At 66.5% G+C, this 21,926-nt stretch carries 20 protein-coding genes; 5 read left to right on the top strand and 15 right to left on the bottom strand.

Annotated features, from left to right (window positions below):
- The first annotated feature begins 40 nt into the window (after nt 1–40).
- Nucleotides 41–706 (top strand): TrkA family potassium uptake protein, encoded by a 666-nt coding sequence (locus V3G39_08925; protein ID XAS78140.1) that lies wholly within the window; start codon nt 41–43, stop codon nt 704–706.
- Between the two features lie 11 nt (nt 707–717).
- Complete coding sequence (locus tag V3G39_08920; GenBank protein ID XAS78139.1) at nt 718–1,410, top strand: TrkA family potassium uptake protein; 693 nt, start codon at nt 718–720, stop codon at nt 1,408–1,410.
- Between the two features lie 30 nt (nt 1,411–1,440).
- Here V3G39_08920 and V3G39_08915 read toward each other — a convergent pair whose 3' ends face one another.
- The 6 genes from V3G39_08915 to V3G39_08890 all read right to left on the bottom strand — a co-directional run bounded on the left by V3G39_08915 (nt 1,441) and on the right by V3G39_08890 (nt 5,898).
- Entirely contained in the window at nt 1,441–1,824 is a 384-nt protein-coding gene (locus V3G39_08915; GenBank protein XAS78138.1) for an OB-fold nucleic acid binding domain-containing protein, read from the bottom strand.
- Nucleotides 1,824–2,696, bottom strand: coding sequence for a DUF3710 domain-containing protein (locus V3G39_08910; protein ID XAS78137.1), 873 nt, complete (start codon nt 2,694–2,696; stop codon nt 1,824–1,826). The genes V3G39_08915 and V3G39_08910 overlap by 1 nt, the downstream gene beginning before the upstream one ends.
- Nucleotides 2,697–2,767: 71 nt before the next feature.
- Nucleotides 2,768–3,241 (bottom strand): dUTP diphosphatase, encoded by a 474-nt coding sequence (gene dut, locus V3G39_08905; protein ID XAS78136.1) that lies wholly within the window; start codon nt 3,239–3,241, stop codon nt 2,768–2,770.
- 15 nt (nt 3,242–3,256) lie between these two features.
- Nucleotides 3,257–3,556: a DUF4193 domain-containing protein gene (locus V3G39_08900; protein XAS78135.1), complete on the bottom strand. Its 300-nt coding sequence runs from the start codon at nt 3,554–3,556 to the stop codon at nt 3,257–3,259.
- A 117-nt stretch (nt 3,557–3,673) separates the two neighbouring features.
- The gene (locus V3G39_08895) at nt 3,674–4,594 is read right to left on the bottom strand and encodes an inositol monophosphatase family protein (protein XAS78134.1); all 921 of its coding nucleotides are present in this window, start codon (nt 4,592–4,594) and stop codon (nt 3,674–3,676) included.
- Nucleotides 4,594–5,898: a ferrochelatase gene (locus V3G39_08890; protein XAS78133.1), complete on the bottom strand. Its 1,305-nt coding sequence runs from the start codon at nt 5,896–5,898 to the stop codon at nt 4,594–4,596. The genes V3G39_08895 and V3G39_08890 overlap by 1 nt, the downstream gene beginning before the upstream one ends.
- Before the next feature lie 119 nt (nt 5,899–6,017).
- On the opposite strand from V3G39_08890, the gene sepH reads away from it, so the two are divergent.
- Entirely contained in the window at nt 6,018–7,484 is a 1,467-nt protein-coding gene (gene sepH / locus V3G39_08885; GenBank protein XAS78132.1) for a septation protein SepH, read from the top strand.
- On the opposite strand, the gene V3G39_08880 is transcribed toward sepH, so the two are convergent.
- From V3G39_08880 to V3G39_08850, 7 genes are all read right to left on the bottom strand, one after another.
- Entirely contained in the window at nt 7,453–9,084 is a 1,632-nt protein-coding gene (locus V3G39_08880; protein ID XAS78131.1) for an MFS transporter, read from the bottom strand. The genes sepH and V3G39_08880 overlap by 32 nt on opposite strands.
- An 85-nt stretch (nt 9,085–9,169) precedes the next feature.
- A complete protein-coding gene (locus V3G39_08875; GenBank protein ID XAS78130.1) occupies nt 9,170–9,850 on the bottom strand; it encodes a thymidine kinase in 681 nt (226 codons plus the stop codon).
- Nucleotides 9,851–9,861: 11 nt separating this feature from the next.
- Complete coding sequence (locus V3G39_08870; protein XAS78129.1) at nt 9,862–11,052, bottom strand: nucleotide pyrophosphatase/phosphodiesterase family protein; 1,191 nt, start codon at nt 11,050–11,052, stop codon at nt 9,862–9,864.
- Complete coding sequence (locus V3G39_08865; GenBank protein ID XAS78128.1) at nt 11,049–11,660, bottom strand: DUF5998 family protein; 612 nt, start codon at nt 11,658–11,660, stop codon at nt 11,049–11,051. The genes V3G39_08870 and V3G39_08865 overlap by 4 nt, the downstream gene beginning before the upstream one ends.
- A gap of 24 nt (nt 11,661–11,684) precedes the next feature.
- Entirely contained in the window at nt 11,685–14,402 is a 2,718-nt protein-coding gene (locus V3G39_08860; GenBank protein XAS78127.1) for a GNAT family N-acetyltransferase, read from the bottom strand.
- A gap of 17 nt (nt 14,403–14,419) precedes the next feature.
- Nucleotides 14,420–15,925: a hypothetical protein gene (locus V3G39_08855; protein XAS78126.1), complete on the bottom strand. Its 1,506-nt coding sequence runs from the start codon at nt 15,923–15,925 to the stop codon at nt 14,420–14,422.
- Nucleotides 15,922–16,428, bottom strand: a complete 507-nt coding sequence (locus V3G39_08850; protein XAS78125.1) for an RNA polymerase sigma factor — start codon at nt 16,426–16,428, stop codon at nt 15,922–15,924. The genes V3G39_08855 and V3G39_08850 overlap by 4 nt, the downstream gene beginning before the upstream one ends.
- Nucleotides 16,429–16,570: 142 nt before the next feature.
- Between V3G39_08850 and V3G39_08845 the strand changes: the two genes are divergently transcribed.
- Both V3G39_08845 and V3G39_08840 read left to right on the top strand, forming a co-directional pair.
- Nucleotides 16,571–18,370 (top strand): AMP-binding protein, encoded by a 1,800-nt coding sequence (locus V3G39_08845; protein XAS78124.1) that lies wholly within the window; start codon nt 16,571–16,573, stop codon nt 18,368–18,370.
- 6 nt (nt 18,371–18,376) lie between these two features.
- A complete protein-coding gene (locus V3G39_08840; protein XAS78123.1) occupies nt 18,377–18,994 on the top strand; it encodes a nitroreductase family protein in 618 nt (205 codons plus the stop codon).
- Nucleotides 18,995–19,016: 22 nt separating this feature from the next.
- Here V3G39_08840 and V3G39_08835 read toward each other — a convergent pair whose 3' ends face one another.
- Both V3G39_08835 and V3G39_08830 read right to left on the bottom strand, forming a co-directional pair.
- Nucleotides 19,017–20,081, bottom strand: a complete 1,065-nt coding sequence (locus V3G39_08835) for an alpha-hydroxy acid oxidase (protein ID XAS78122.1) — start codon at nt 20,079–20,081, stop codon at nt 19,017–19,019.
- A gap of 9 nt (nt 20,082–20,090) precedes the next feature.
- Nucleotides 20,091–21,812, bottom strand: coding sequence for an HAD family acid phosphatase (locus V3G39_08830; GenBank protein ID XAS78121.1), 1,722 nt, complete (start codon nt 21,810–21,812; stop codon nt 20,091–20,093).
- Nucleotides 21,813–21,926: the final 114 nt, after the last annotated feature.

Here is a 21,926-nt window from a genome sequence, read left to right as displayed (position 1 = left end):
GATGAGTGTTTGCTGAAGAAGTTCCGGTAGCGTCGCCTACGTGCACTTCGTGATCATGGGATGCGGACGCGTCGGCTCGACACTCGCCATCGGCCTGCAGGGCCACGGGCACGAAGTGACAATCATCGATCACGATGAGGCGGCATTCCGCAGGCTCGGACCCAGCTTCGACGGGCGCCGCATTACCGGTATCGGCTTCGACCGCGACACACTTGAGCGAGCAAATCTACGCGGCGCATACGCGTTCGCAGCGGTGAGCAGCGGTGACAATTCGAATATCCTGTCTGCCCGGGTCGCTCGGGAGACTTTCGACGTGGAGCACGTCGTGGCGCGCATCTACGACCCTGGCCGCGCCGAGATCTACCAGCGTCTGGGGATCCCCACCGTCGCGACGGTGCGCTGGACCGCCGATCAGGTGCTGCGGCGGCTGTTGCCGCAGGGCGCGAGCCCATTACACGTGGACCCCAGCGGCAAGATCAGTCTGCTGGACATCGAACCCCACATCAGCTGGGTCGGCACCACCCTGCGCGCCATCGAGAACGCGTCCGGCGTACGGGTGGGGTATTTCACCCGTCTCGGTGACGGCAGACTTCCCAGCGTCGACACGGTGCTTCAGGAAGGCGACCAGTTGCAGGTCCTCATCGAGAACAACCGTCGAGAAGACATCGAGCACATCCTGGCCGCACCCCGACCGGCAGAGTTGTAGGAGTCACCACCATGCGCGTCGTCGTCGTCGGAGCGGGCAGTGTCGGCCGCTCGATCGCCCGCGAACTGATCCACAACGGTCACCAGGTGCTGCTCATCGACAAGTACGCCGAGGACGACCGCACTGCATCGTTACCGGAAGCGTCCTGGTTGTTGGCCGATGCCTGCGAGATCAGCACGTTGACAGAAGCTTCGTTGCAGGACTGCGACGTCGTCGTCTGCGCCACCGGCGACGACAAGGTCAACCTCGTCGTATCGCTGCTCGCCAAGACCGAATTCGGTGTCGCTCGAACCGTCGGCCGGGTCAACAATCCAAAGAACGAGTGGATGTTCGACGAGGCGTGGGGAGTGGATGTCGCCGTGTCGACCCCACGGATCATGACGGCTCTGGTCGAGGAAGCGGTCAGTGTCGGAGATCTGGTGCGCCTCTTCCAGTTCCAGCAGGGCAAAGCCACCATGGTCGAGATCACGATCCCGTCCGGCAGCCCCGCCGCCGGACGCACTGCAGGCACGCTGGATCTGCCGCCTGATTGCGTGCTCGTCGGCATCATCCGCGACGGACGCCCCATCGTGCCCACCCGCACCGAGCCCATCGAGGGCCTGGACGAATTGCTCTTCATCGCCACTACAGCCGCTGAATCCGAGCTCGCGACGGCCCTCACCGGCCGCGACGTCACCGATATCCGCGCCCTCGACTCGCTCTAGTGCCGCGCCGCTCCCGCGAGATTGCGACCCTCAGCCCAGGTCGGCGGACGGTTTGATCTCGTACTCCGGGTTGAAGATCGTCGGCACACCACGCCGATGCAGCACCCTGCCCTTGACGGTGAGGTAGACCCCAGGCTCGACCCCGGCGATGCTGCGACGGCCCAGCCAGATCAGTTGCATCATCCGCGTACCGTCGTCCAACCCCACGACGAAACTCGGTACCGAATCAGTGCGTGGTCGAAGGCTCGTGTAACGCACTGTGCCGCAACACCCCGCGATCTGCCCGTCACGGCAGGCCTCGATCGGCGTACCGCCGTGCTTACTCGCTGCATCACGCAGCTCGTCAGCTTCCATCGCCGCCGATGAGCGGGAGAAGCGCCGCGCCGCATCACGCAACGACGACGCCGCCCCCATCAGCGGACCTCGGTGATTTCGGGCCCGCGCTCGAACGGCTTGAAAGACTCAATGTCTTCGCTGTCCGCGCTGTCTGTGCCACTACCGTTGTCCGCTGCGTCGGCAGCCTCCTGCTCGGCTGCCTCGATGAGCGACTCGGGCACCTTCAGCTCCAGTAACTCCCGCGGCGCGCGGGCCGCAGATCCGCGCAGCACCACGACGTTACGGATGAACATCAGCAGCGCAGCCGCCGCTTCCTCATCGGTTGCCGCCGCCCCTGAATACACCGCGCGCAAGAACCACCGCGGGCCGTCGACCCCGGCGAATCTCGCGGCAGAATAGGTCGTCCGGCCACTTGCATCGCGAGACGGGATGCGCACGGCCAACTCGATACCCAGCGGGCCGCGCTGTTCGGTGGCACTGCCACCGCCGGTGATCAGTCCGTCTGCGATCTCATCACGGATGTCGTCCCAGATGCCGCTGCTCTTGGGCGCAGCGAACACCTGCACCTGAGCGGCCGAATTCCCGAGGACCGCTGTCAGCCCGGTGATGCTGCCAGTGGCCTCATCAAGGTCCAGGCGCAACTCCATACCCGCGACCGGTTGCACAGCGAGCGCACCGAAATCAAGCCGGTCACCCAGCTCATCGACTTCGGAACGGTCGAACGGACCCTGGGTCCGGTCCAGGTCGAAGGGCCGCGGCAGTCGGGTGTACTGCGTATCGATATCTGCAGCGGCATGTTCGGTGCCGGCCCCGGGGCCGTCGACACCAGCATCACCAGCTGCACCGTCGACGACCTCGGACTGATCGTCGTCGACCGCCTCGTCCGCATCGATGACCTCGTCCGGATCCGTGATCTCGTCCGCATCCACGGCCGCGTCAGCCTGCGTCACGCTCCGACTGTCTTCCTGCGCCTTGCGGCGGAAGATGCCCACAGCTGCTACGTCCCTTCCTCGAAATGGTGTCAGCGCACGGTATCCCGCGATGCTGCACCGGAGAAACCACCAGTTGACCCGTGCCCGGCGTTGCCGCGCTCACTGGAGGTCAACGAGTCCGCTTCGATCCAGCTCACCGTTTCGACGCGTTGGACGACCAGCTGGGCAATGCGGTCCCCACGATGGAACGAGAATGACTCTCTCGGATCGAGATTGACCAGAATCACCTGGATCTCGCCGCGGAATCCGGAGTCTATGACCCCTGGTGCGTTGACGATCGAGATCCCGTGCCGGGCAGCCAGGCCGGACCGGGGATGCACGAAGGCGGCATACCCGTCCGGAAGCTGCACGGCGATCCCGGTCGCGATCAACGCCCGGTGGCCCGGCGCGATCGTGAGACCGGTCCGCGCAAGCAGATCCATCCCCGCGTCACCCGGCCGGGCATACGACGGAAGCTGCAGCCCGGTATCGAGTCGAACGATCCGGACGGGCAGCGACGTCACAGCCCCATCATCAGGTCAGGCAGCGCATTCACTGCAGACAGGCAGCCCGGCGACTTCACTGACCAGCTGGCTGCGATGGTGCACCAGGAAGCAGCGGGAGCAGGTGAACTCATCCGCTTGACGCGGAATCACCTGCACTGACAGCTCTTCGCCGGACAGGTCCGCACCAGGCAGTTCAAAGCCGTCGGCCTGCTCTGTTTCGTCGACATCGACGCTCGCGGCGTTTTTGTCGACCCGTCGTGATTTCAGCTCCTCGATGGAGTCTTCGCTGAGGTCGTCATCGGTCTTGCGTGGGGCGTCGTAGTCGGTCGCCATGCTTCGTGCCCTCTCCAGGTGATTCGCGCGCGCAACCGGTCCGATCGGGACGCGGTGCGGGGGAATTGTTACTTACCCGAAGAACGCGTCCACAACCGGGGTCATTCCCGACCGATGTCACGCGTTCAGGAGAGCCTTCAATGCGTCCACCAGAAGTACCGGTCCGGCGACCACGAGGTCCTTGTTCGGCGCGTCCGATCCGCGGCCCTGCACGACGCCCCCGGCCTCGGTGACGACCAACTGTCCGGCGGCCTGATCCCACGGGTTGAGCCCGGACTCGTAGTACACATCGAGCCGCCCGGCCCCCACGAAGCACAGGTCGAGCGCGGCACTGCCGATCCGTCGCAGGTCGCGGACCTGGCCCACGATCTGCGCCACGATGTCACCCTGCCGCGTGCGCTTCGCGGAGTCATAACCGAAGCCGGTCCCCGTCAACGCGTGGCCCAGTTCGCGCTCAGAACTGACCGTCAAACGGTGCACCCGCTCGCCCTGACGCAGGATCGCGCCGCCTCCGGACCGCGCGTGGAAGAGCTCATCCGTCACCGGGTTGTACACCGCACCGGCCACCGTGCGCCATCCGCCGACGGTCGTGACGTCGCCCACGCACGCTGCGATCGACACGGCGTATGCCGGGATCTCGTACAGGTAGTTGACGGTTCCGTCGATGGGATCGACCACCCACGTGATGCCGGAGGTGCCCTGACTGCTGGCTCCCTCCTCACCCATCAGCCCGTCATCGGGTCGCAGCTCGGCGAGTCGTTGGTGCAGGAACGCCTCACTGCGTTGATCCATCACGGTGACGACGTCGGTATCACTGGATTTGGTGGCCGCTACACCGAGGCCCTCAGGACGCTCGTCAACGATCAGTCGCCCGGCCGCCACCGCCAGGTCGCAGGCAATCTGCTCCAGCTCGACCAGTAGCTCCTGAGACATTTCAGCGGTCGCCCCCGTGATGAATCCGATGCTCGACTCATCCGGTGTCACGGCGTCATGCATCGGGGTGCCGCTCATTTTCAGGTCTTCGGGGTCCGCTGCCATCAGTCGCTGCCGCAGGCGGCCGGTTTGGAGATTCGCAGGTTGGGGCAGCAACCGGGGGCGCACACCGGCGGCATCGCCGCGCCCGGCCACGCTGCCGGCACGATCTGCTCTCCGCGCGCCACCGCCGCGCGTTCCTGCGTCAGATCGATCAGACCGCTGACGAACTCCGCGTCAATACCCACCGTGGGCACCCGAACCATGCGCAGTCCGAGCTCGTCCGCCGTCTCACGGGCCTCAGTGTCCAGGTCGTACTTGACCTCCATGTGATCGGACACGAATCCGATCGGGGCCACCACCACGTCGGTGATGCCGGCAGCTGCCAGGGTGCGCAGGTGATCATTGACGTCGGGCTCCAACCACGGCTGGCCAGGCGCGCCCGACCGCGAGCAGTAGACCAGCGCGCCCTTCAGATCGCGATCCAACGTAATGCCCGCTTCGTCCATGATGACGTGAGCGATCTCATCGTGCTGCTGCTCGTACAGGTTGCCGTCGCCGTCGCCCGGGCCTGAGGTGTCGTCCATGGCTTCCGGGATGGAATGGGTGACAAAAACCAGGCGCAGCTTGTCGTCGTCGGGCTGCTCGATAGCGCGCACCGCATCGGTTACGAGCCGCGTGTTGACCCTGGAAAAGCTCGGATGGGCTGCGTACGGGCGGATCTTGTCGATGCTCAGCTCGCGACCCTCGTCGCGCAACTGCAGCTGCGCGGCGGCGATGTCCTCGCGGTACTGACGGCAGGAGCTGTAACAGGAGTACGCGCTCGTGGTCACGACCAGCACCCGCCGGGCACCGCCGTCGTATGCCTCGCGCAGCGTGTCGACCAGGAACGGCTCTCCGTTGCGGTTACCCCACAGCACCGGCGTCGCGATGCCTCTGCGGCGCAACTCACCGTGCAGGGCAGCTTGCAACTCGCGACACTGACCGTTGATCGGGCTGACACCGCCGAAGTCGTAGTAATGCGTGGCCACCGACGCCAGCCGCTCATCAGGGATGCCGCGACCGGCCGTCACCCGGCGTAGGAACGGCATGACCTCGTCGACACCCTCAGGCCCCCCGAAGGAGAGCAGCACGATGGTGTCGTACGGCTCGAGGGCGGCCAGTTCGGCCGCAGAGCCGGTCTGCGCGACCGGCTCGAGAGCCGCCCGCAACACCTCGTCGCTGACTGAGCCTTCCCTACCTCCCGCGCCTTCTGTGCCTACTGGGTCCCCGGCTGTGGGAGGAGTCGTAGACCCGTCTGCTTGGTCGGCATCGGGTTGGCGGGGGGTGCTCGGCTCGGCGGGTTCTGGATCGGCAATCGGCGAACTCATACGCTAAGTGTCGCGCGTCGGGTGCTGCGCACGTGCGGGAGGTCGGCGTGCCCATGCATGGTGCGCACCGAGATCGTGGCATTCTGCGAACTCCAGGACTCCGAGAGGCAGGACGAGCGATGCGGTACCTACAGGTGACCGGAATCGATGGTGCCGATCTGCAGTTGGTCGACGATGACGGCGAAGAGTTCGCGTTGCCGGTCACCGACCTGCTGCGATCTTCGCTCGCGACACTGCGGGATCAGTCCGACCTGGGCGATCTGGACAGCGAGCGCGGCCCGAACCCCGGAACCGACGCCGACAGCTCGGGTAACCGTGCAAGTGCCTCGGAGGATCGGGCCCTGCGTCCGGTGGCCGTCCCACCCGCAACGGCTTTCGCGACCGCTGTCACACCTGCGCAGCAGGTCCGCGACGTCCCGATGCTGCCGCCTGGTGAGCTGGTGACGCCACGGGCCGTCCAGGAGCTCCTGCGCGCCGGCCACTCCGTTACTCACGTGGCCGCGGCAGCCGACTGGGAGCTGGCAAAGGTGGAGCGGTACGCCGCACCGATCGAAGCCGAGCGGTCCTACATCGCCGGCCTGGTGCAGGACCTGCCGGTCGGCGCCGCCTCCGGCCACTCGGCCAGCACCGTCGGCGACCGGATAGCGGCCCGCCTGCAGGATCGCGGAGTCGACGCCGCCTCCGTGCAGTGGGACGCATCGCGTCGTGCCGGCCGCGGGTGGGTCGTCGTATGCCGGTTCAGCGCGGGCGGTCGTGCGCGGGAGGCTTCCTGGGACTTCCGCCCGGCAACACGCTCGCTGTCCCCCATTGATGACGAGGCACGCTGGCTCGGTGAGGACGAACGAAGTCAGGGTGGATCGGTCCAGACCCCTGCGCGCCCGGTGAAGGTCTTCGACGTGGAAGCCGAAGGCGGCGTGACCGAGAGTGCGGAACCGGTGGATCTCGTCTCGGCGATGCAGGCGCGTTCGCGCGGGCGGCGGGCACGCAACCGACGGGTCCCCCCGACCCGACCTCACGATGGGCCCATATCCGCGGAGCTGCTGGACTCGCACCGCACAGGTGACGGGAGCCCGGCAGATTCAACTGCCGGTGCAGGTGAAGGTCACGACGGCGGGTCGGACGACGCCACCGCCGAGGTGAACAAGCCCACCGTGCAGGAGTTGGGCCACGACCCCGTCACCGGAACAGTCGATTTGTTCCGCGCTGTTCCGACCGGCGAACTCCCCGCGACCGCTGGAGCCGACGTCTCGGGCAGCGAACGTGACGACGACGATCTTCCCGCCATCAGTTCGAGCAACGACCCGGACAGCGGGACGCCGAACAACGATGCCGCGGCGGAGCACGATGCGCAGGACGAGGAACAGGACGAGGTGGTGCAAGATGACGTCGCCGACACCGATCACACTGCCGAAAATCCAGTGCAGTCCGAGCAGTCCGAGCAGTCCGAGCAGGCGGTACCGGCAGCAGAACCGGAGGCTGGCGAGCGCCCGACGCCGCCCAGCCGTCCCGGTGCTGCTCGATCCGGGCGACCCAGCGTTCCGAGCTGGGACGACATCATGTTCGGTGGCCGACGCGGCCGCGACTGACGGGTCGTAATCCACGGCCGCTGTGCCAGACCAGCACAGCGAACGCCCAGAGCACCAGTACGAACGCGGCCAGCACCATTCCTACCGTGGCGTTGTCGGGAATCACCAACGCCACGATGCCGCCGAGCACCCATGACAGCTGGATCAGAGCCTCAGATCGCCCGAACACACTGGTTCGCATGCGTTCGGGGACCGTGTCCTGAATGAGCGAATCCAACGCGAGCTTGCCGAGCTGCTGACTGATTCCAGCCACCAGTCCGACGGCTACGGCTGTCCACAAACTGAAGAAGGCTGCAGCGCCCACGATGGCAACCGCATCCGCGAGCAGGGTCGCGAGCACGATCACTCGAGGCGACGCCACCCGTAGCAATGAACCCATGACCGTTCCGAGGACATTTCCGAGGCCCGCCGCGCCCACCACGAGCGCCAACAGCAGACCGGTGCGATTTTCCCAGCCGGCAAAGGGGTGAGAGCGCATGAGGAACGCGAGAAAGATCGTCAGGAAGCCGGAGAGCCATCGCAAACCGACGTTTGCGCGCAACGCGGAGATCACCTCGTGAGAGATGCCGCGCCGGGAGAGGTTCTCTCCCGTGGCCAGATCGACCACCGACGTCTCTTTCTCCCCCTCGCTGGAATCGATGCGGGCCGGAAGGAGCACCGCGAGGACCGTACCGACCACGAACAGCAGGAACGCGACCCGCAGCGACCAACTGGCACCACCCAGCGCCGAGACAGCTGCTGCAATGCCGCCACCAACGCCGGCGCCCACCGTTCCGGACAGCGACAACCGCCCGTTGGCCTTGACCAGGGTCAACTGACTCGGCAGCAGTCTCGGCGCCGCGGCTGACCTGGTCACCAGGTAAGCCTTGGAAGCCACCAGGACGCTCATCGCCACTGGAAAAAGCCACAACGAGTCCGCGTCGACAGCGCCGGCGAGAACCCAACACAGGAACGCCCGACCGGCGAGGGTCGCCCCGATCGCCCACCGCCGCCCATGTCGCACCCGGTCCAGCAGCGGGCCGAGGAGCGGCGCGACCAGGGCGAACGGCAACATCGTGAGTACCAGGAACAACAAGGTGTGGCCCCGGGCCTGGACGTTGGTCCCGGCGAAGAAGACCGTTCCGGCCAGGCCGACCGCCACGGCCGCATCTCCTGCGGAACTGAAAGCATGCACCTCGATCAGCCGCGACAGGCCGGATTCTCCCGCTCCCTGGGCCTGGCTGGCTCGACGGGCCAGCCGGTAGGAGGACCGGCCCACGCCGGCTCCACCACGTGCCACGAGTGCCGCGCCCTTGAAGGCGCCATGGGCGGCCGTACCGGCGCGGGTACCAGGGCGGGCCGGTCCGTCGGCGCCGACCCCGGAGTTGGACTCGACCTCGGACTCGGACTCGACGTCATCCTCGGTCGATCGCCAGGACAGCGTCGATCCCGGCGCAGCTGCGCCGGGATCGGCCGGGTCGGTAGGAGCAGAGCGGGGTCCACCGAATGTGGGCAGCGGTCGGGTGACCCGCCCACGTCGCAGACGATCGGCTTCGAGCTCGGCAATCCTCTTGCGGGACATCGGACGCGTCCGGTCCTGATCGCTGGAGGAGTCGGTCATGGGTCCATCATGCAGGTCGAGGGTGTCACCGCAGGGTCACCTCGCGTTGGAACGACCCAGTGCCGGCGATCACGACCTGCCAGCGTCACGCAGACGGTAGCGACGACACCGGGCACAGGCCGGCGTCGAAGGGCAATGGGTGTTGCGCCGTCGCCTGCGCGGCATGGGAGGTCATCCGACGCATGTAGTGGCGTCGGCACAGCACCTCGTACTCCACCGACCCGACAGTGGGGCTCTCCCGCACGTCTCCGATGAGTACCTGATCGCCCTGCACGACCATCTGCCCGTCGACGACCCGTGCGTTGTGGGTCGCCGTACGTCCGCACCAGCACAGCGCCTCGACCTGCAGCGAGCTGACCGAGTCAGCCAGCTCGATCAGCCGCTGCGAGCCGGGGAACAGGTGGGCCCGGAAGTCGGCAGTGATCCCGAACGCAAAGACGTCGATGTCCATCTCGTCGACAATCCTGGCCAGGCCCTCTACCTGCTCGCCCGTGTAGAACTGCGCTTCGTCGCAGATCAGGAAACGCAAGGCACGACCACGGGTCGCGAATTCGACCACCACGTCCCAGAAATCGAGTTCGTCGGTGACCTCGAGGGCCTCCCGGGCCAGTCCCAGACGACTGGACAGCACCGCTTCGCCGGCCCGGTCATTCCTGGTGAAGACCAGACCGTCATGACCGCGCGCGCGGTGGTTGTGCTCCATCTGCAGAGCGAGCGTGGACTTGCCGCAGTCCATCGTGCCGGAGAAGAAAACCAGTTGCGCCACGATCGACCAGCCTAGGCCGCAGACCAGTGGATGCGCGGTACGAGCTGCTCCGCACTGGTGAGTGAACCGTGGTGCCCAACGAGCCCGGACACCCTCGGCGTCATGACGCGGCCGTCAAAGATCCCGGCCGGTGCATGCATGGCAACGATGACGTCGCCCAGGCGCGGCAGGACCCGGGGTAGGACCGGACCGAACAAGCCTGTCTGCACGGCCTCCTCCCGACTGAGGACCCACGCCTGATCGCCGAGTCGCTTGCGCCACGTCGCGAGTACGTGGGACGCCGCGCCTGGGAGGCAGTACACCTGCGGTGCTCGCAGCTCACCCCCCACGGCCCGCACTCCGTCGCGCAGCTCTGCATCGTGGGCTACATCGATGCGTGCGTCCGCGGGCACGTCCACCATTCCGTGGTCGGCGGTCAGTGTCAGCGAGGTCTGCGTCGGCAACGAGCGGTGCAGTCGAGCCAGTTCGGCATCGAGCTGCTCCAGCTCCTCACCCCACTGCCAGGAGAAGGCACCATGCACGTGGCCGGCCTTGTCCACCTCCCCCCAGTAGAGGTAGATCAGTGCCGACCGGTCCCGTGGCGCTGCGCGCAATGCTGCCAACGTGGCGTCCACCCGGCCAGGTAGGTCCTCAGCACCAGTGAAACGTGCTCCGCGAAGAGCAGCGGTGCTCAGCCCCGACCCATCGAAGTGGCTCGGACCGACCATCGTCACGTCGACGCCGCCATCGGTGGCCTGCTCGAACATCGTGGGCTCCGGTTGCCACTGCACCGGGTCCGGTCCGCCCTGCCAACCCAACTCGTTGAAGATCCTGGTGGTGCCCGGTATCTGCACCTGGTAGCCGACAAGTCCGTGTACGCCCGGTCCGCGGCCGGTGCCGAAGTTACCCATACTCGTCGCCGTCGTCGACGGAAAACCGGCGGTGAGGGGCTCTGCGATGACGCCCTGGGCAGCCATTGCTCTGCGCAGGAACGGCGCATGCCCGCTGCGTTCGCGTAGCTGCTCCCAGCCGAGACCGTCGGCGAGCACGACGACGGCATGTCGTGCAGCAGGCACCGCGTGGCGGGGCGAGGGTAGATCCAACGGAATGCCCAGCGAGCCGAGGATCGCCGGGAGAACGCCAGCGAGGCCGCCACGGTCGTAGCTCGGTATGAGAAACCCCGGGTAGGCCGTCTGCCAAGAAGCCGCGTCGATCGAGCTCACCGAGTGGATCGGCCGACGACACGCGACAGGGTCGCTGCGAATTCCTTCGCCTGGTGCAGCGTGGCGTCGCCATCGACGTCGCCGGCTATCCGCAGCGTGATGTCGTCGTCGCCGATGGTCCCTTCGTACCCGTGGTCGGCCTCGCACTGCGGGTCGGCGCACTGGGCGGGCATCAGATCGATCGAGGACACGGTGCCCCAGCCGACTTTCAGGCTGATCTCGCGACCGAGCGTGCCCGGTACGTAGTCCTCCGGTCCGGCCACCACGTGAGCAAGCATCACCCCGCGCACCCGCTGCAGCGGGATCGTCTCGGACGTCGCGGTTGCGACAGCACCCAGGTGCTCGGCCGGGGTGTCGGCGGATGGCGCGTGGTCATCGGCGTGCACCACCACCAGCCTGTGCGGTGCCAGTACCAGCACTGTCACGTGCCGTCGGACAGTTTCACTGTCGAACGTGGTCTCGGCATGCACCAGGTGGGACAGCACCTGGTCGTCACCGAGTGCGGTGACGACCACGTCGCTGACCAGAGCCGGGTAGTACCCCGAGGATTCGATATCGGAGAGCAGGGCTGCGGGCAGCGCCTCGCTGCGTGGGCCGGCATAAGACATTGCGGCATTGTCGCATCCCCGCCGTCAGGCCAGGGCTCGTCGTCCCCGATCGGTACGCACTGCGCTGGGCGCGACCGTGATGCTCGCGCCCAGCACCTCGACCCCGCCGGCGTGGGTGTTGACGGGGTTCAGCTCCAACGCGGCGACCTCCGGGAAGTGCTCGGCAATCATCGAGACCCGGGCGATCAGGTCCTCCAGGGCGACCGGATCCGCTGGTGGGCGGCCGCCGTGACCGCGCAACAGTGGCGCGGCACGCACCGAGCCGATCAGATCTCGCACGTCGCCGGTGCGCAGTGGCGGAATCCGGTAACCGATATCGCCCATCACCTCGCGCGGCGGCCCGGCGACCGCGAATCCGATGACCGGCCCGAAGAGGGGATCCTCAACGGAGGAGATGACACACGGGATGCCTGGCGTGGCCATTCGTTGCACCACCATTCGATCTGCGCGCAGCGGAGCCAGACGCTCCTGCAACGTGATGAATGCGGACCGGGTCGCAGAGCGCGTATTGAGGTCCAGCCGCACACTCGCGACCGGCAAACTGGTGGCCAACGGCGATGTCGACTTCACCACGACTGGAAATCCCAGGTGTACAGCGGCGGCGGCGGCGCGCGCGGGCGAGTCGACGCTGACCGTTTCCCAGACGTCGATGCCGTAGGCGGCCAGCACCTCGCGTACCTCCGTGGGCGCCAGGGCACGGCCCTTCGGGCAGTCCGCCAGCACCTGCTCCACCACGGCATCCACCTTCGCGCGCTCGATGCCGTCGGGGTTGACCAGCTCTCCGTGATCGGCCCGACGCCACTGTCCGTAGCGTGTCGCCGCAGCCAGCGCGCGCACCCCGTCCTCAGGCGTTCCGTACACCGGGATGACTTTTGCGGTGCGCTGAGGAGCTGCTCCTGCGTCGACACCCGCCGGCCGATTCGGCCCGTCCGGCTCGCTTCGCCCGGACGCCAGCGCAGATCGAACTTCCTGCACGCCGACGAATGTGGAGATACATGACTTCTCGTGCTGTGCAGCCACCCGGGCGAGTGTGGTCGCCGAGCGGATGCTCTGCTCCGCCTCTGCATGCAGGAAACAGGCCACCACACTGTGCACGTCGGGGTCGGCGAACGCCTTTTCCAGCGCCTGCGTGGTTGCTTCCTCACTCGCCAGCGGCGAGATCGTCACAGGCCCGTGCACCACGTCCAGGTTCCAGCTGACCACGTTGTCGGCTGCAAGTGCGGCGAGCGAGGCGGTATTGCCGACGATCGCGACCCCGGTGCCGGCGGGCACCGGTTGGTTGATGACCAGTTGCGCGACATCGAGCAACTGGTGAATGTTCTCGACCCGGATGACGCCGGTCTGGCGCAGCATCTGGCTGAAGGCGCGCGGGCCCACAGTGGTCTCGCGCACGCGGTGGCCGGGCGGTACGCCGTACGACGAGGTGCCCGATTTGATGACGATCACCGGCTTCTCACTCGCCAGGCGTCGTGCGATCCGGGCGAACTTACGCGGATTACCCATCGATTCCAGATAGAGACCGGCCGCCCGAGTCTGGGGATCATCGATCCAGAACTGCATGATGTCGTTGCCGGACACATCGATCCGGTTACCTGCCGACACGAAATCGCTGAGCCCGAGGCCCCGCCGAGCCGCTGATGCAAGCACCGAGATACCCAGCACCCCGCTTTGCGCAAAAATACCGAAACCGCCGGCGTCTGGCATCGTCGGCGCGACCGAAGCATTCAAAGAGACACCTTCCCTGGTGTCGATGATCCCGAAGGAGTTGGGTCCGACGACCCGCATTCCGCCGCGCCGCGCCACCTGCAGCAACTCGCGCTGTAACGCCTCACCTTCCTGGCCCGCCTCGGCGAAGCCTGCGGACACCACGACCAGTGCCCGCACACCGTGCTGTGCGCAGTCTCTGGCGACGTCGAGAACAGCGCCCGCGGGTGTTGCGATGACTGCTACATCCACGGGACCCGGCAGGTCGGTGACATGGGCGTAGACCTCAGCCTCGACCTCAGCGTGAGGGTGAAGGTTGACGGCATAGGCGGTGCCGCCGAACCCCTGGCTGAGTACCCTCTCGAAGATCTGCCGCCCCACCGAGTTGGGGCGCGATCCGACCCCGACCACCGCGACACTGGACGGCGCCAGCAACGCCCGGATGCTCAGCGACTCCGACCGGTGCTCACGCGCCTCGAGAACTTCACGGCTGCGCTCGGTGCTCTCGATCCGAAACGACAGCGCCATCACCCCGTCATCGAAGTGGCGTCGCACCTCGAACCCTGCCTCGGAGAAGACGCCCAGCATCTTGCGGTTCTGCGGGAGCACATCCGCGGTGAACTGCTCGACTCCCACCTCCTGACCGATCGCGACCAGGTGCTCCAGGAGCACCGACCCCACCCCACGGCCCTGGAAGTCATCGGCGACGTTGAAGGCCACCTCGGCACTGGGTGGATCGTCACCGACCTTGTCGAACCGTCCTATTCCCACCAGCTGCCCGCCGGCTTCCATGACCAGGGCGACCCGCGAACTGTGGTCGACATTCGCGAATCGGAACGCATCCTTGTCGGACAGTCGCGGCAGCGGGGCGAAGAAGCGCAGGTAGATGGACTCCTTGGACTGTCGCTCGTGGAAAGCCTGGATCAACGTGGCGTCGCTCGGCTGAATCGGGCGCACGTGACCGATCGATCCGTCCCGCAGCACCACGTCCGCCTCCCAGTGGGCGGGGTAGACCGGTGGTTGCTCGACTGGAGTCATTCCGCCACCCTGCCACGTCACGCCCTGGGATCGACCCTGCGCCAGCTCTGCCCGGCGTCCGTGGACCAGTAGTACCCGGAGCCATCGGTGGTCACGGCGTAGTACTGGCCGGCTCCCGGGCTCGCGATCCAATCGATGCCCGTCGCCGGTAGGCCCAACCGGCTGTCCTTGGCGGCGAAGGTGCGGCCACCGTTCTGCGAGACCAGCAGACGCGCGCCGTTGAGCGCGGTCGACCCGTCTGTCGTACCTACGGCAGCGGCAAGGTGCGTACTGTCCACAGCAGCGAGCTGAGGTCGACCACCCTTGGGCAGCTGGACCGCCCCGGAGGACACCGCCCCCCACGTGACGCCGCCGTCGGTGCTGGTCACGAGCGTGTAGGTCGACTGCGATGGCCCGTCCTGCGGGTTACAGAGCGCGAACAGGCGAAGGTCGGCATCGGCCGCAGCGGTCACCGCCTGCAGGTTGCTTCCCCGGCAGGCACTCGGGGTCGACACCGGGCTGAGGGAGCCACCCTGCATCCGTAACAGTGGCAGCGGCGTGCCGTCCGCAGCTTTGGTCAGCGACAGCAGTACCTGGTTGCCGTGCACCACCAGATCGGCTGCAGACACCGAGGAGGTCAGGTCGGTGTTCGCCGAACCTGCGGCAGGCAAGGCGTCGGCCGCAGTGTCCAAAGTTGTGACACTCACTGCGCCCGTGCATGCCGAGGCAGCACAGCTGTCCGACGTGACCACCAGGGCACGGCCGCGGGAAGCCTCGATATCGAGCACGAAGCGACCGGGGTGCGCGATCCGGGAGAATTTTTCGCCACCGTCACGGGTCACCCACAGGTCGCTGCCGAAGACGTAGCCGATCTGCGGAGTCACGAAACGGACGTCGCGCACCGCGTCGGAACTGCCGATCCGACCGGTCCCCGGACCTACGGTCGGCGTCGATACTGATGCCGGGAAGATGTGAACCGGCGTCCACCGTGCTCCGTTGTCGACCGAACGCAGCAGCACCGGGCAGACAGCACTTCCGCATTTACTCGCGCCGAGGTTGAAAATCCGCCGACCCCCTGCATTGCTGAGGGACCAGGTGACGAACTCCGGTGGCGTGGACTGAGGGGGCCTGGAAGGAGTAGAGGGAGTGCTGGACTGGAAGGGACCGGCGGACGGGGCCGGACCCTTCTGCTGTGCACTGTTGGTCTGATCGGGTTGAGCCATCGAGGACTGCACAGGTGACGTGACGCGTGTCGCGGCAGTCGTCGCCTGGGGCTCATGCAGGGTGAGGATGCCGAAACCGGCGACCACGGCGACGGCTGCCGCTGCGACTGCGCCCATCAGGAACCGGCCCGGGGTCGCGCGGCGGGCACCCTTGGTGATGCGCGCCCAGGCCAGATCATCGGCCACCTGCGGCTGCACAGCACGCCGCTCCTGCGCGAAGAACTGGGCGACGGGGTCATCGTCGTAGGCGGGTTCCCTGAAGTTCGCGGATTCTGCCGGTTCTACAGGCTCCGGCGGTTCGTGCCGGTTACCGAAATTCATCGGATGTCCTTCAAATGCGCAGCCAATAGCTTACGCCCATCGAACAGGTCTCGTTTCACAGCACCTTCTGATTTTCCGAGTTCGCGAGCGACCTGAGCGACCGAGAGATCGGCGTAATAGTGCAGCAGGACCGTCATCCGCAATCGGTTCGGCAGGGACTCTACGGCGTCCCGGACGCTGAGCCGCGTGGCGGCATCCGGTTCGGGCGCAGCGACATCGATACCGACGGGCCGACCTGCTGTGTACTTGTTGTAGGCCGCCGTCTCACGACCGCGTTTGCGCCAGTGGTCACGGACCTGGTTGGCCACCGTGGTGTAGAGCCACGGACGGGGCTCGGAGACCTGACCCCAGTGGTTGATCAGCCGGATGAATGCCTCGGTGACAAAGTCGTGCGCGAGGTCGCGGTCCCCCACCAGCGACGTCGCCCAGCCGACAAGTCGACCGAAGTGCGCGTCGTACACCTCACGCACGTCTGCCTCACGTGCCGCTTGCCCCCGGGTCACGGTCGTGCTCCTCTGCGTACGTACCGGGCGCGACCGGCGTAACGGCAGAGAAATGGTGCTCACATTCTCTGCGACGCCGCTGACGCCCGTTCGGTTGGCTGTCGACAGTGACCGGCGCACGTGACGCTGGTTACATTCAGGTATGCATCCGACAAGCTCGCAGCCTATCGCCAGCCCCACAGAAGTCTTCCGAGCCGCGCGCGACCATCTGCAGGCGCACCGGACCGACTACGACGCAGCACTGTCCGGCTACGACGTCCCGCTACTGGACCACTTCAACTGGGCGACCGACTGGTTCGACGTCCTGGCCGCCGACCCCGACTCGCGCGATCGCGCCGCACTGACGATTGTCGACCAGGGCGGGGACCCCAGGGACTCAGCAGCCGATCGACGGACCAGTGTGACGTTCGCACAACTGTCGGCCCGCTCGGCCCAGGTGGCTGGATGGCTGGCATCCTCGGGGGTGCGCGCCGGTGACCGGGTGCTGCTGATGCTCGGCAATCAGGTGCAGCTGTGGGAGAGCCTGCTGGCGTGTATCCGGCTCGGGGCGGTGACCATCCCTGCGACCACGCTGCTGACCTCCGCCGATATCCGCGACCGGATCGAGCGCGGCGCCGTCTCGCACGCAATTGTGACGACCAGCGCATGCGCAGCATTCGAGACGGTGCCGGGCGAGTTCACCCGAATCGCAGTAGGACCGGATACGCCGACCGGGTGGACGTCATACAACGAGAGCGACGCCTTCGAAGGCTCATCGCCGACCGCGGACACCGGGGCCACCGACCCGATGCTGGTCTATTTCACATCCGGAACGACCGCCGCACCGAAACTGGTGACGCACACGCATGCGTCCTACCCGGTGGGTCACCTGTCCACGATGTACTGGATCGGATTGCAGCCCGGGGATGTACACCTCAACGTGAGCTCACCAGGTTGGGCGAAGCATGCGTGGAGCTGCGTCTTCGCGCCGTGGAACGCAGGCGCCACGGTGTTGATGGTCAACCAGCCGCGCTTCGATGCCGATGGCCTGCTGCGGGCGTTGGAGCAGGAGCAGGCAACGACATTCTGCGCACCGCCCACGGTCTATCGGATGCTGGTGCAGACCGACCTCGCGTCGTGGCGCAACCGGTTGTCGTTGCGGGAGATGGTCGGAGCGGGCGAGCCGCTCAACCCGGAGGTCATCGAGCAGGTCCGCAGCGCGCTCGGCATCACCGTGCGCGACGGGTACGGGCAGACCGAGACCACGGCGCAGGTCGGTAATACCCCCGGCCAACCACTGTTGCCCGGCTCGATGGGACGGGTGCTGCCGGGTTACGACGTGGTGCTGGTCGATCCGGCATCGGAAACCGAAGGGGAGGAGGGTGAGATCTGCCTGCGGTTGGCCGGCCCGCTGGGTCGCCCGGTCGGGCTGATGGTCGGTTACGACGGCGATGCCGAGCGGACCGCTGACGCCATGCGGGACGGGGTCTACCACACCGGTGATGTCGCGAGCCGGGACTCGGACGGGTACATCACCTACGTCGGCCGTTCGGATGACGTCTTCAAGGCCTCGGACTACCGCATCTCGCCGTTCGAGCTGGAGTCGGTGCTGATCGAGCACCCCGCAGTCGCCGAGGCCGCCGTCGTGCCCTCCCCCGATCCGACCCGGCTGTCGGTACCGAAGGCCTACATCGTGCTCGCCGCCGGGTACGAACCAACCGCTGCGACAGCGCGCGACATCCTGGCGTACTGCCGGGAGCACCTCGCCGCCTACAAACGAATTCGCCGACTGGAGTTCGCCGAGCTGCCCAAGACAATCTCCGGCAAAATCCGCCGCGTCGAGCTGCGCCGCCAAGAGGTCGAGCGCCGCGGGGAGGGATCACCAGGCGCCCACGAGACAGCGCCCAGCGAGTTCTGGGAATCTGACTTCCCTGACCTGAAGAACTCCGCGTCCAAGGACTGAACGCCGATGGAGCTACGCGAGGCGATCCAGCGACGTCGGATGGTGCGCCGGTTCGATTCCGATCGGCCCGTACCTTGCGATGCGCTCAGCCGGATCGCGTCGTTGGCGGTCCGGGCACCGAGTGCCGGTTTCAGCCAGGGCTGGGATTTCGTGGTTCTTCGCGACGCCGGTGACCGGTCGGCCTACTGGTCGGCCACGACGGGCCCGAACGGTACGTCGGACGCCTGGCTGCGGGGTGTTTCCAGTGCGCCGGTCCTGATCCTCTGCTGCTCGGACAAAGGCCGTTACCTGGACAGGTATGCACAGCCGGACAAGGGGTGGAGCGACCGGAGCGAGGAGCGTTGGCCGGTCCCCTACTGGGACGTCGACACGGGAATGGCGGCGATGTTGATGCTGCTCGGGGCGGTCGATGAAGGCCTGAGCGGGCTCTTCTTCGGTACGCCTGCCGATCGTATGACGGCGGTGCGTGATCGTTTCGGCATACCGGGCGGGCACCACCTCGTGGGGGTGATCGCTCTGGGGTATGCCGCCGAGGATCGGCGCAGTGGTAGCACCCGCACCCGATCGAGGCGCCCGCTGGCCGAGGTGTTCCACGACGGCCGGTACGGCACCCCGTTGACCTGACGACGCCGCCCGTGGTGAACAGCTAGGCCGGCAGCCGGGTCACCAGTGAGCGGTCCAGGTGAGCAAGGTCGCGGGCACCGGCCAGACCCATGAAGTGTGCGAGTTCGTCTCGCAGCCCGGTCAACATGGTCTCCACCCCGTCGCCACCACCGTCAGCGAGCGCCCAGAGCGCAGGCCTGCCCAAGAACACAGCACAGGCTCCGAGAGCGATCGCGACCAGCGCATCGCGGCCACCCCGGATGCCGCCGTCCGCGAAAATCGGCACCCGGTCACCCACCGCGGCCACTACCTCCGGCAATGCCCAGGCCGGTGGCACAGCGCCATCGAGTTGTCGACCGCCGTGGTTGCTGACCCATACGCCCTCGGCGCCGGCCTCCACGCAAGTCCGGGCGTCATCTGCGCGCAGGACGCCCTTGACGATCACCGGGAGTCCGGTCAGCTCTGCGAGGCGCCCGATATCGGCCATCGTCTGGTGCGGGGTCTGATCGATCAGCGGCCACGGATCGGTGATGCCCGCTGGTAGGTGCGGCCGCACACCGGTCAGTTCCAGCTCCTGCCCCAATGGAAGCGGGCGAGTCTGGCCCGCCCGGGGGCGGTAGCCGAGGTACGGCGTGTCGCCAGTCAGCACGAGTGCCCTTGCGCCGCTCGCTGCTGCGCGCAGCGCGAGTGCATCGCTGATCGTCCCGTCGCGCATCAGGTAGACCTGAAACCACCACGGCGCCCCGGCGACCTGCTGTGCGACCTGCTCGATCGGCACCGTCGACCGGCTGGACAGCACAAAAGGAGCTCCAGCGGCTACCGCGCCTCTCGCGGTCGCCACCTCACCCTCGGGGTGCACCAGCCGGTGGAACGCGGTCGGCGCGATCCCGATCGGAGTATCCCAGTCACCGAAGACGGCACTCGAGGTGCGGACCCGGGAGACGTCGCGCAACACCCGAGGACGCAATCGCCATCCATCCCAGGATGTCTCGGCTTCCTGCACGCTCTGCCCGGTGCCCGACCCGCGAGAGATGTAATGCCAGACCACCGGGTCAAGACTCTCCCGCGCTGATACCTCAAGGTCGCCCAGCACCTCACGCATCGACATCGCTGCGGCTTACGGCAGGTAGTACGTCGGGTTCGGCAACTTCACCGGCACGACTGCGGAGCCTCCGATCAAGTCACTGAACTGGTCGCCGAAGTTGGCCAGAATCGTGTAGCGACCGCCGGCCGACGTCTGCTTGAAGGCGCGGGTCTGACTCTTGAACTCGATCGTCGAGCACTTTGCCGTGGCACATTTGATGTACGACGGTTGCTGACTCGCCCCCTTACCGGTCCACTTCGTATAGAGGTTCGCCGACGTGAATCCGGTGTAGCCGACCTTGCTCAAGTTGCCCAGCGTTGCAGCCTTCTGGTCATCGTTGCGGCCGGTCAACCCGATGATGGTGCATCCGGACCGGGTCGCGGCATTCGCCAGGGCGACCATGCCAGGGGTGGCGGGGAACTTCTGGCCCTGTACGTAGACATCCTGCAACGCGGGGTCGAAGTTGAAGTGCATCGCGGCATCCTCCATGTCGTAGGTCGACAAGGTGGTGTCGTCCACGTCGAGCACGATCGCGGGGCGGATCCCGACGAAACGGCTGACACCGCAGGCCGCGTTCAGGATCGGCGAGATCGAGCGGGTGAGTCTGGTGATCTCGCTGATGTACGGCGAGGTCACCTTGTTCGCGATGCCAGTCGCGTCGGTGCCGTAATAGGTGCGGATGGTCGACTTGGTGGAGTCGACATTCGGAATGCCCTCTCCCCCGGCAGTTCTGCCACTGGACCCATCGGCCTTCATCCGGAAGTGGCTGCGTGGCGCGAGCTTCGGCTCGGACAGTCCTGGCAGGTCCGGTGACGGCAGGTAGTACGTCGGGTTGGGCACCTTCAAGTAGTTCGATGCATGCCCACCCTGCAGGTCCGACCACTGATCGCCAAGGTTGAGGGCGATGTTGTAGCCGAGCGATTCGATGTGTGCGCGGGTGCCGGCCTTGAACTCGACCGTGGTGCATTTCACCGTGACGCAGGCGATGTACGACGGCTGCTGGCTGGCGCCCTTACCGGTCCACTTCGTGAAGGTCCGGTTGGCGGTGAAGCCGCGATAGCCGACCTTGTTCAGATTGGCCACAGTTGCGGTCTTCTGGTCGTCGTTGCGCCCGGAGAGACCGAAGATGGTGAATCCCATTGCCTTGGCCTTCTTCTCGAAGGCGACTATTGCCGGGACCGCGGGGAAACGCTGCTCCTGCACGTAGACGTCCTGCAACGCGGGGTCGAAGTTGAAGTGCATCCCCGCGTCTTCCATGTCGTAGGTCCACAGGGTCGTGTCGTCCGCGTCGAAGACCACTGCGGGCTTCTTCCCGGTCTTCTTTGCCTGCGTGAGCAACCGCGGCAACTTCGCGGTCTCGCGGGCCATCAGTGCGTTCATTTCGCTGATGTAGGGCGAACTGGTCTTGTTCGCGATGCCGTTCTCGGCGTTGTAGTAGGTGCGCACCGTGGACTTCACCGAGTCGATGTTGGGTATCCCTGCACCGCCCTGAGTCAGTCCGCTGGAGCCGTCAGGTGCCATCGTGAACTGGGTACGCGGGGAAAGTGTGCGGTCGATGTTGCGGTGCAACTGGCGCAGGTCCGGCTGCGCCGAACCGGGGGCCCCAGGTGCCACGCTCTTGGCTCCGATGGGACTCGACGCATTCGCCGTAGCCATACCCAGAGCGGGCAGCACCGTCGCAACGACCGCGATCACGGTGATTCGGCGAGCAGCGCACCAACGCCGTGAGGACAAGGGCGCAGGGGACTCGGGCATGAATTTCTCCGATGGTGACGACGGCTGTGGCGACGAAATGAAACTACTCGCAAGGACCGACATCCGGAGCAATCTGTAGTCAACGATTTCGTAAAGAACAGGCGACGTTCTTGA

It is taken from the genome of Dermatophilaceae bacterium Sec6.4, assembly GCA_039636865.1.
Lineage (GTDB): Bacteria > Actinomycetota > Actinomycetes > Actinomycetales > Dermatophilaceae > Allobranchiibius.
This window is presented reverse-complemented; position numbering and strand designations above follow the sequence as displayed.

Coding starts and splice junctions, on each gene's coding strand:
- V3G39_08900 (XAS78135.1), bottom strand. CDS start 3,556: ATGGCGACCGACTACGACGCCCCACGCAAGACCGATGACGACCTCAGC.
- V3G39_08835 (XAS78122.1), bottom strand. CDS start 20,081: ATGTCGATGCGTGAGGTGCTGGGCGACCTTGAGGTATCAGCGCGGGAG.
- V3G39_08890 (XAS78133.1), bottom strand. CDS start 5,898: ATGAGTTCGCCGATTGCCGATCCAGAACCCGCCGAGCCGAGCACCCCC.
- V3G39_08895 (XAS78134.1), bottom strand. CDS start 4,594: ATGGCAGCGGACCCCGAAGACCTGAAAATGAGCGGCACCCCGATGCAT.
- V3G39_08865 (XAS78128.1), bottom strand. CDS start 11,660: ATGTCTTATGCCGGCCCACGCAGCGAGGCGCTGCCCGCAGCCCTGCTC.
- V3G39_08860 (XAS78127.1), bottom strand. CDS start 14,402: ATGACTCCAGTCGAGCAACCACCGGTCTACCCCGCCCACTGGGAGGCG.
- V3G39_08840 (XAS78123.1), top strand. CDS start 18,377: ATGGAGCTACGCGAGGCGATCCAGCGACGTCGGATGGTGCGCCGGTTC.
- V3G39_08845 (XAS78124.1), top strand. CDS start 16,571: ATGCATCCGACAAGCTCGCAGCCTATCGCCAGCCCCACAGAAGTCTTC.
- V3G39_08920 (XAS78139.1), top strand. CDS start 718: ATGCGCGTCGTCGTCGTCGGAGCGGGCAGTGTCGGCCGCTCGATCGCC.
- V3G39_08830 (XAS78121.1), bottom strand. CDS start 21,812: ATGCCCGAGTCCCCTGCGCCCTTGTCCTCACGGCGTTGGTGCGCTGCT.
- V3G39_08880 (XAS78131.1), bottom strand. CDS start 9,084: ATGACCGACTCCTCCAGCGATCAGGACCGGACGCGTCCGATGTCCCGC.
- V3G39_08915 (XAS78138.1), bottom strand. CDS start 1,824: ATGGGGGCGGCGTCGTCGTTGCGTGATGCGGCGCGGCGCTTCTCCCGC.
- sepH (XAS78132.1), top strand. CDS start 6,018: ATGCGGTACCTACAGGTGACCGGAATCGATGGTGCCGATCTGCAGTTG.
- V3G39_08855 (XAS78126.1), bottom strand. CDS start 15,925: ATGAATTTCGGTAACCGGCACGAACCGCCGGAGCCTGTAGAACCGGCA.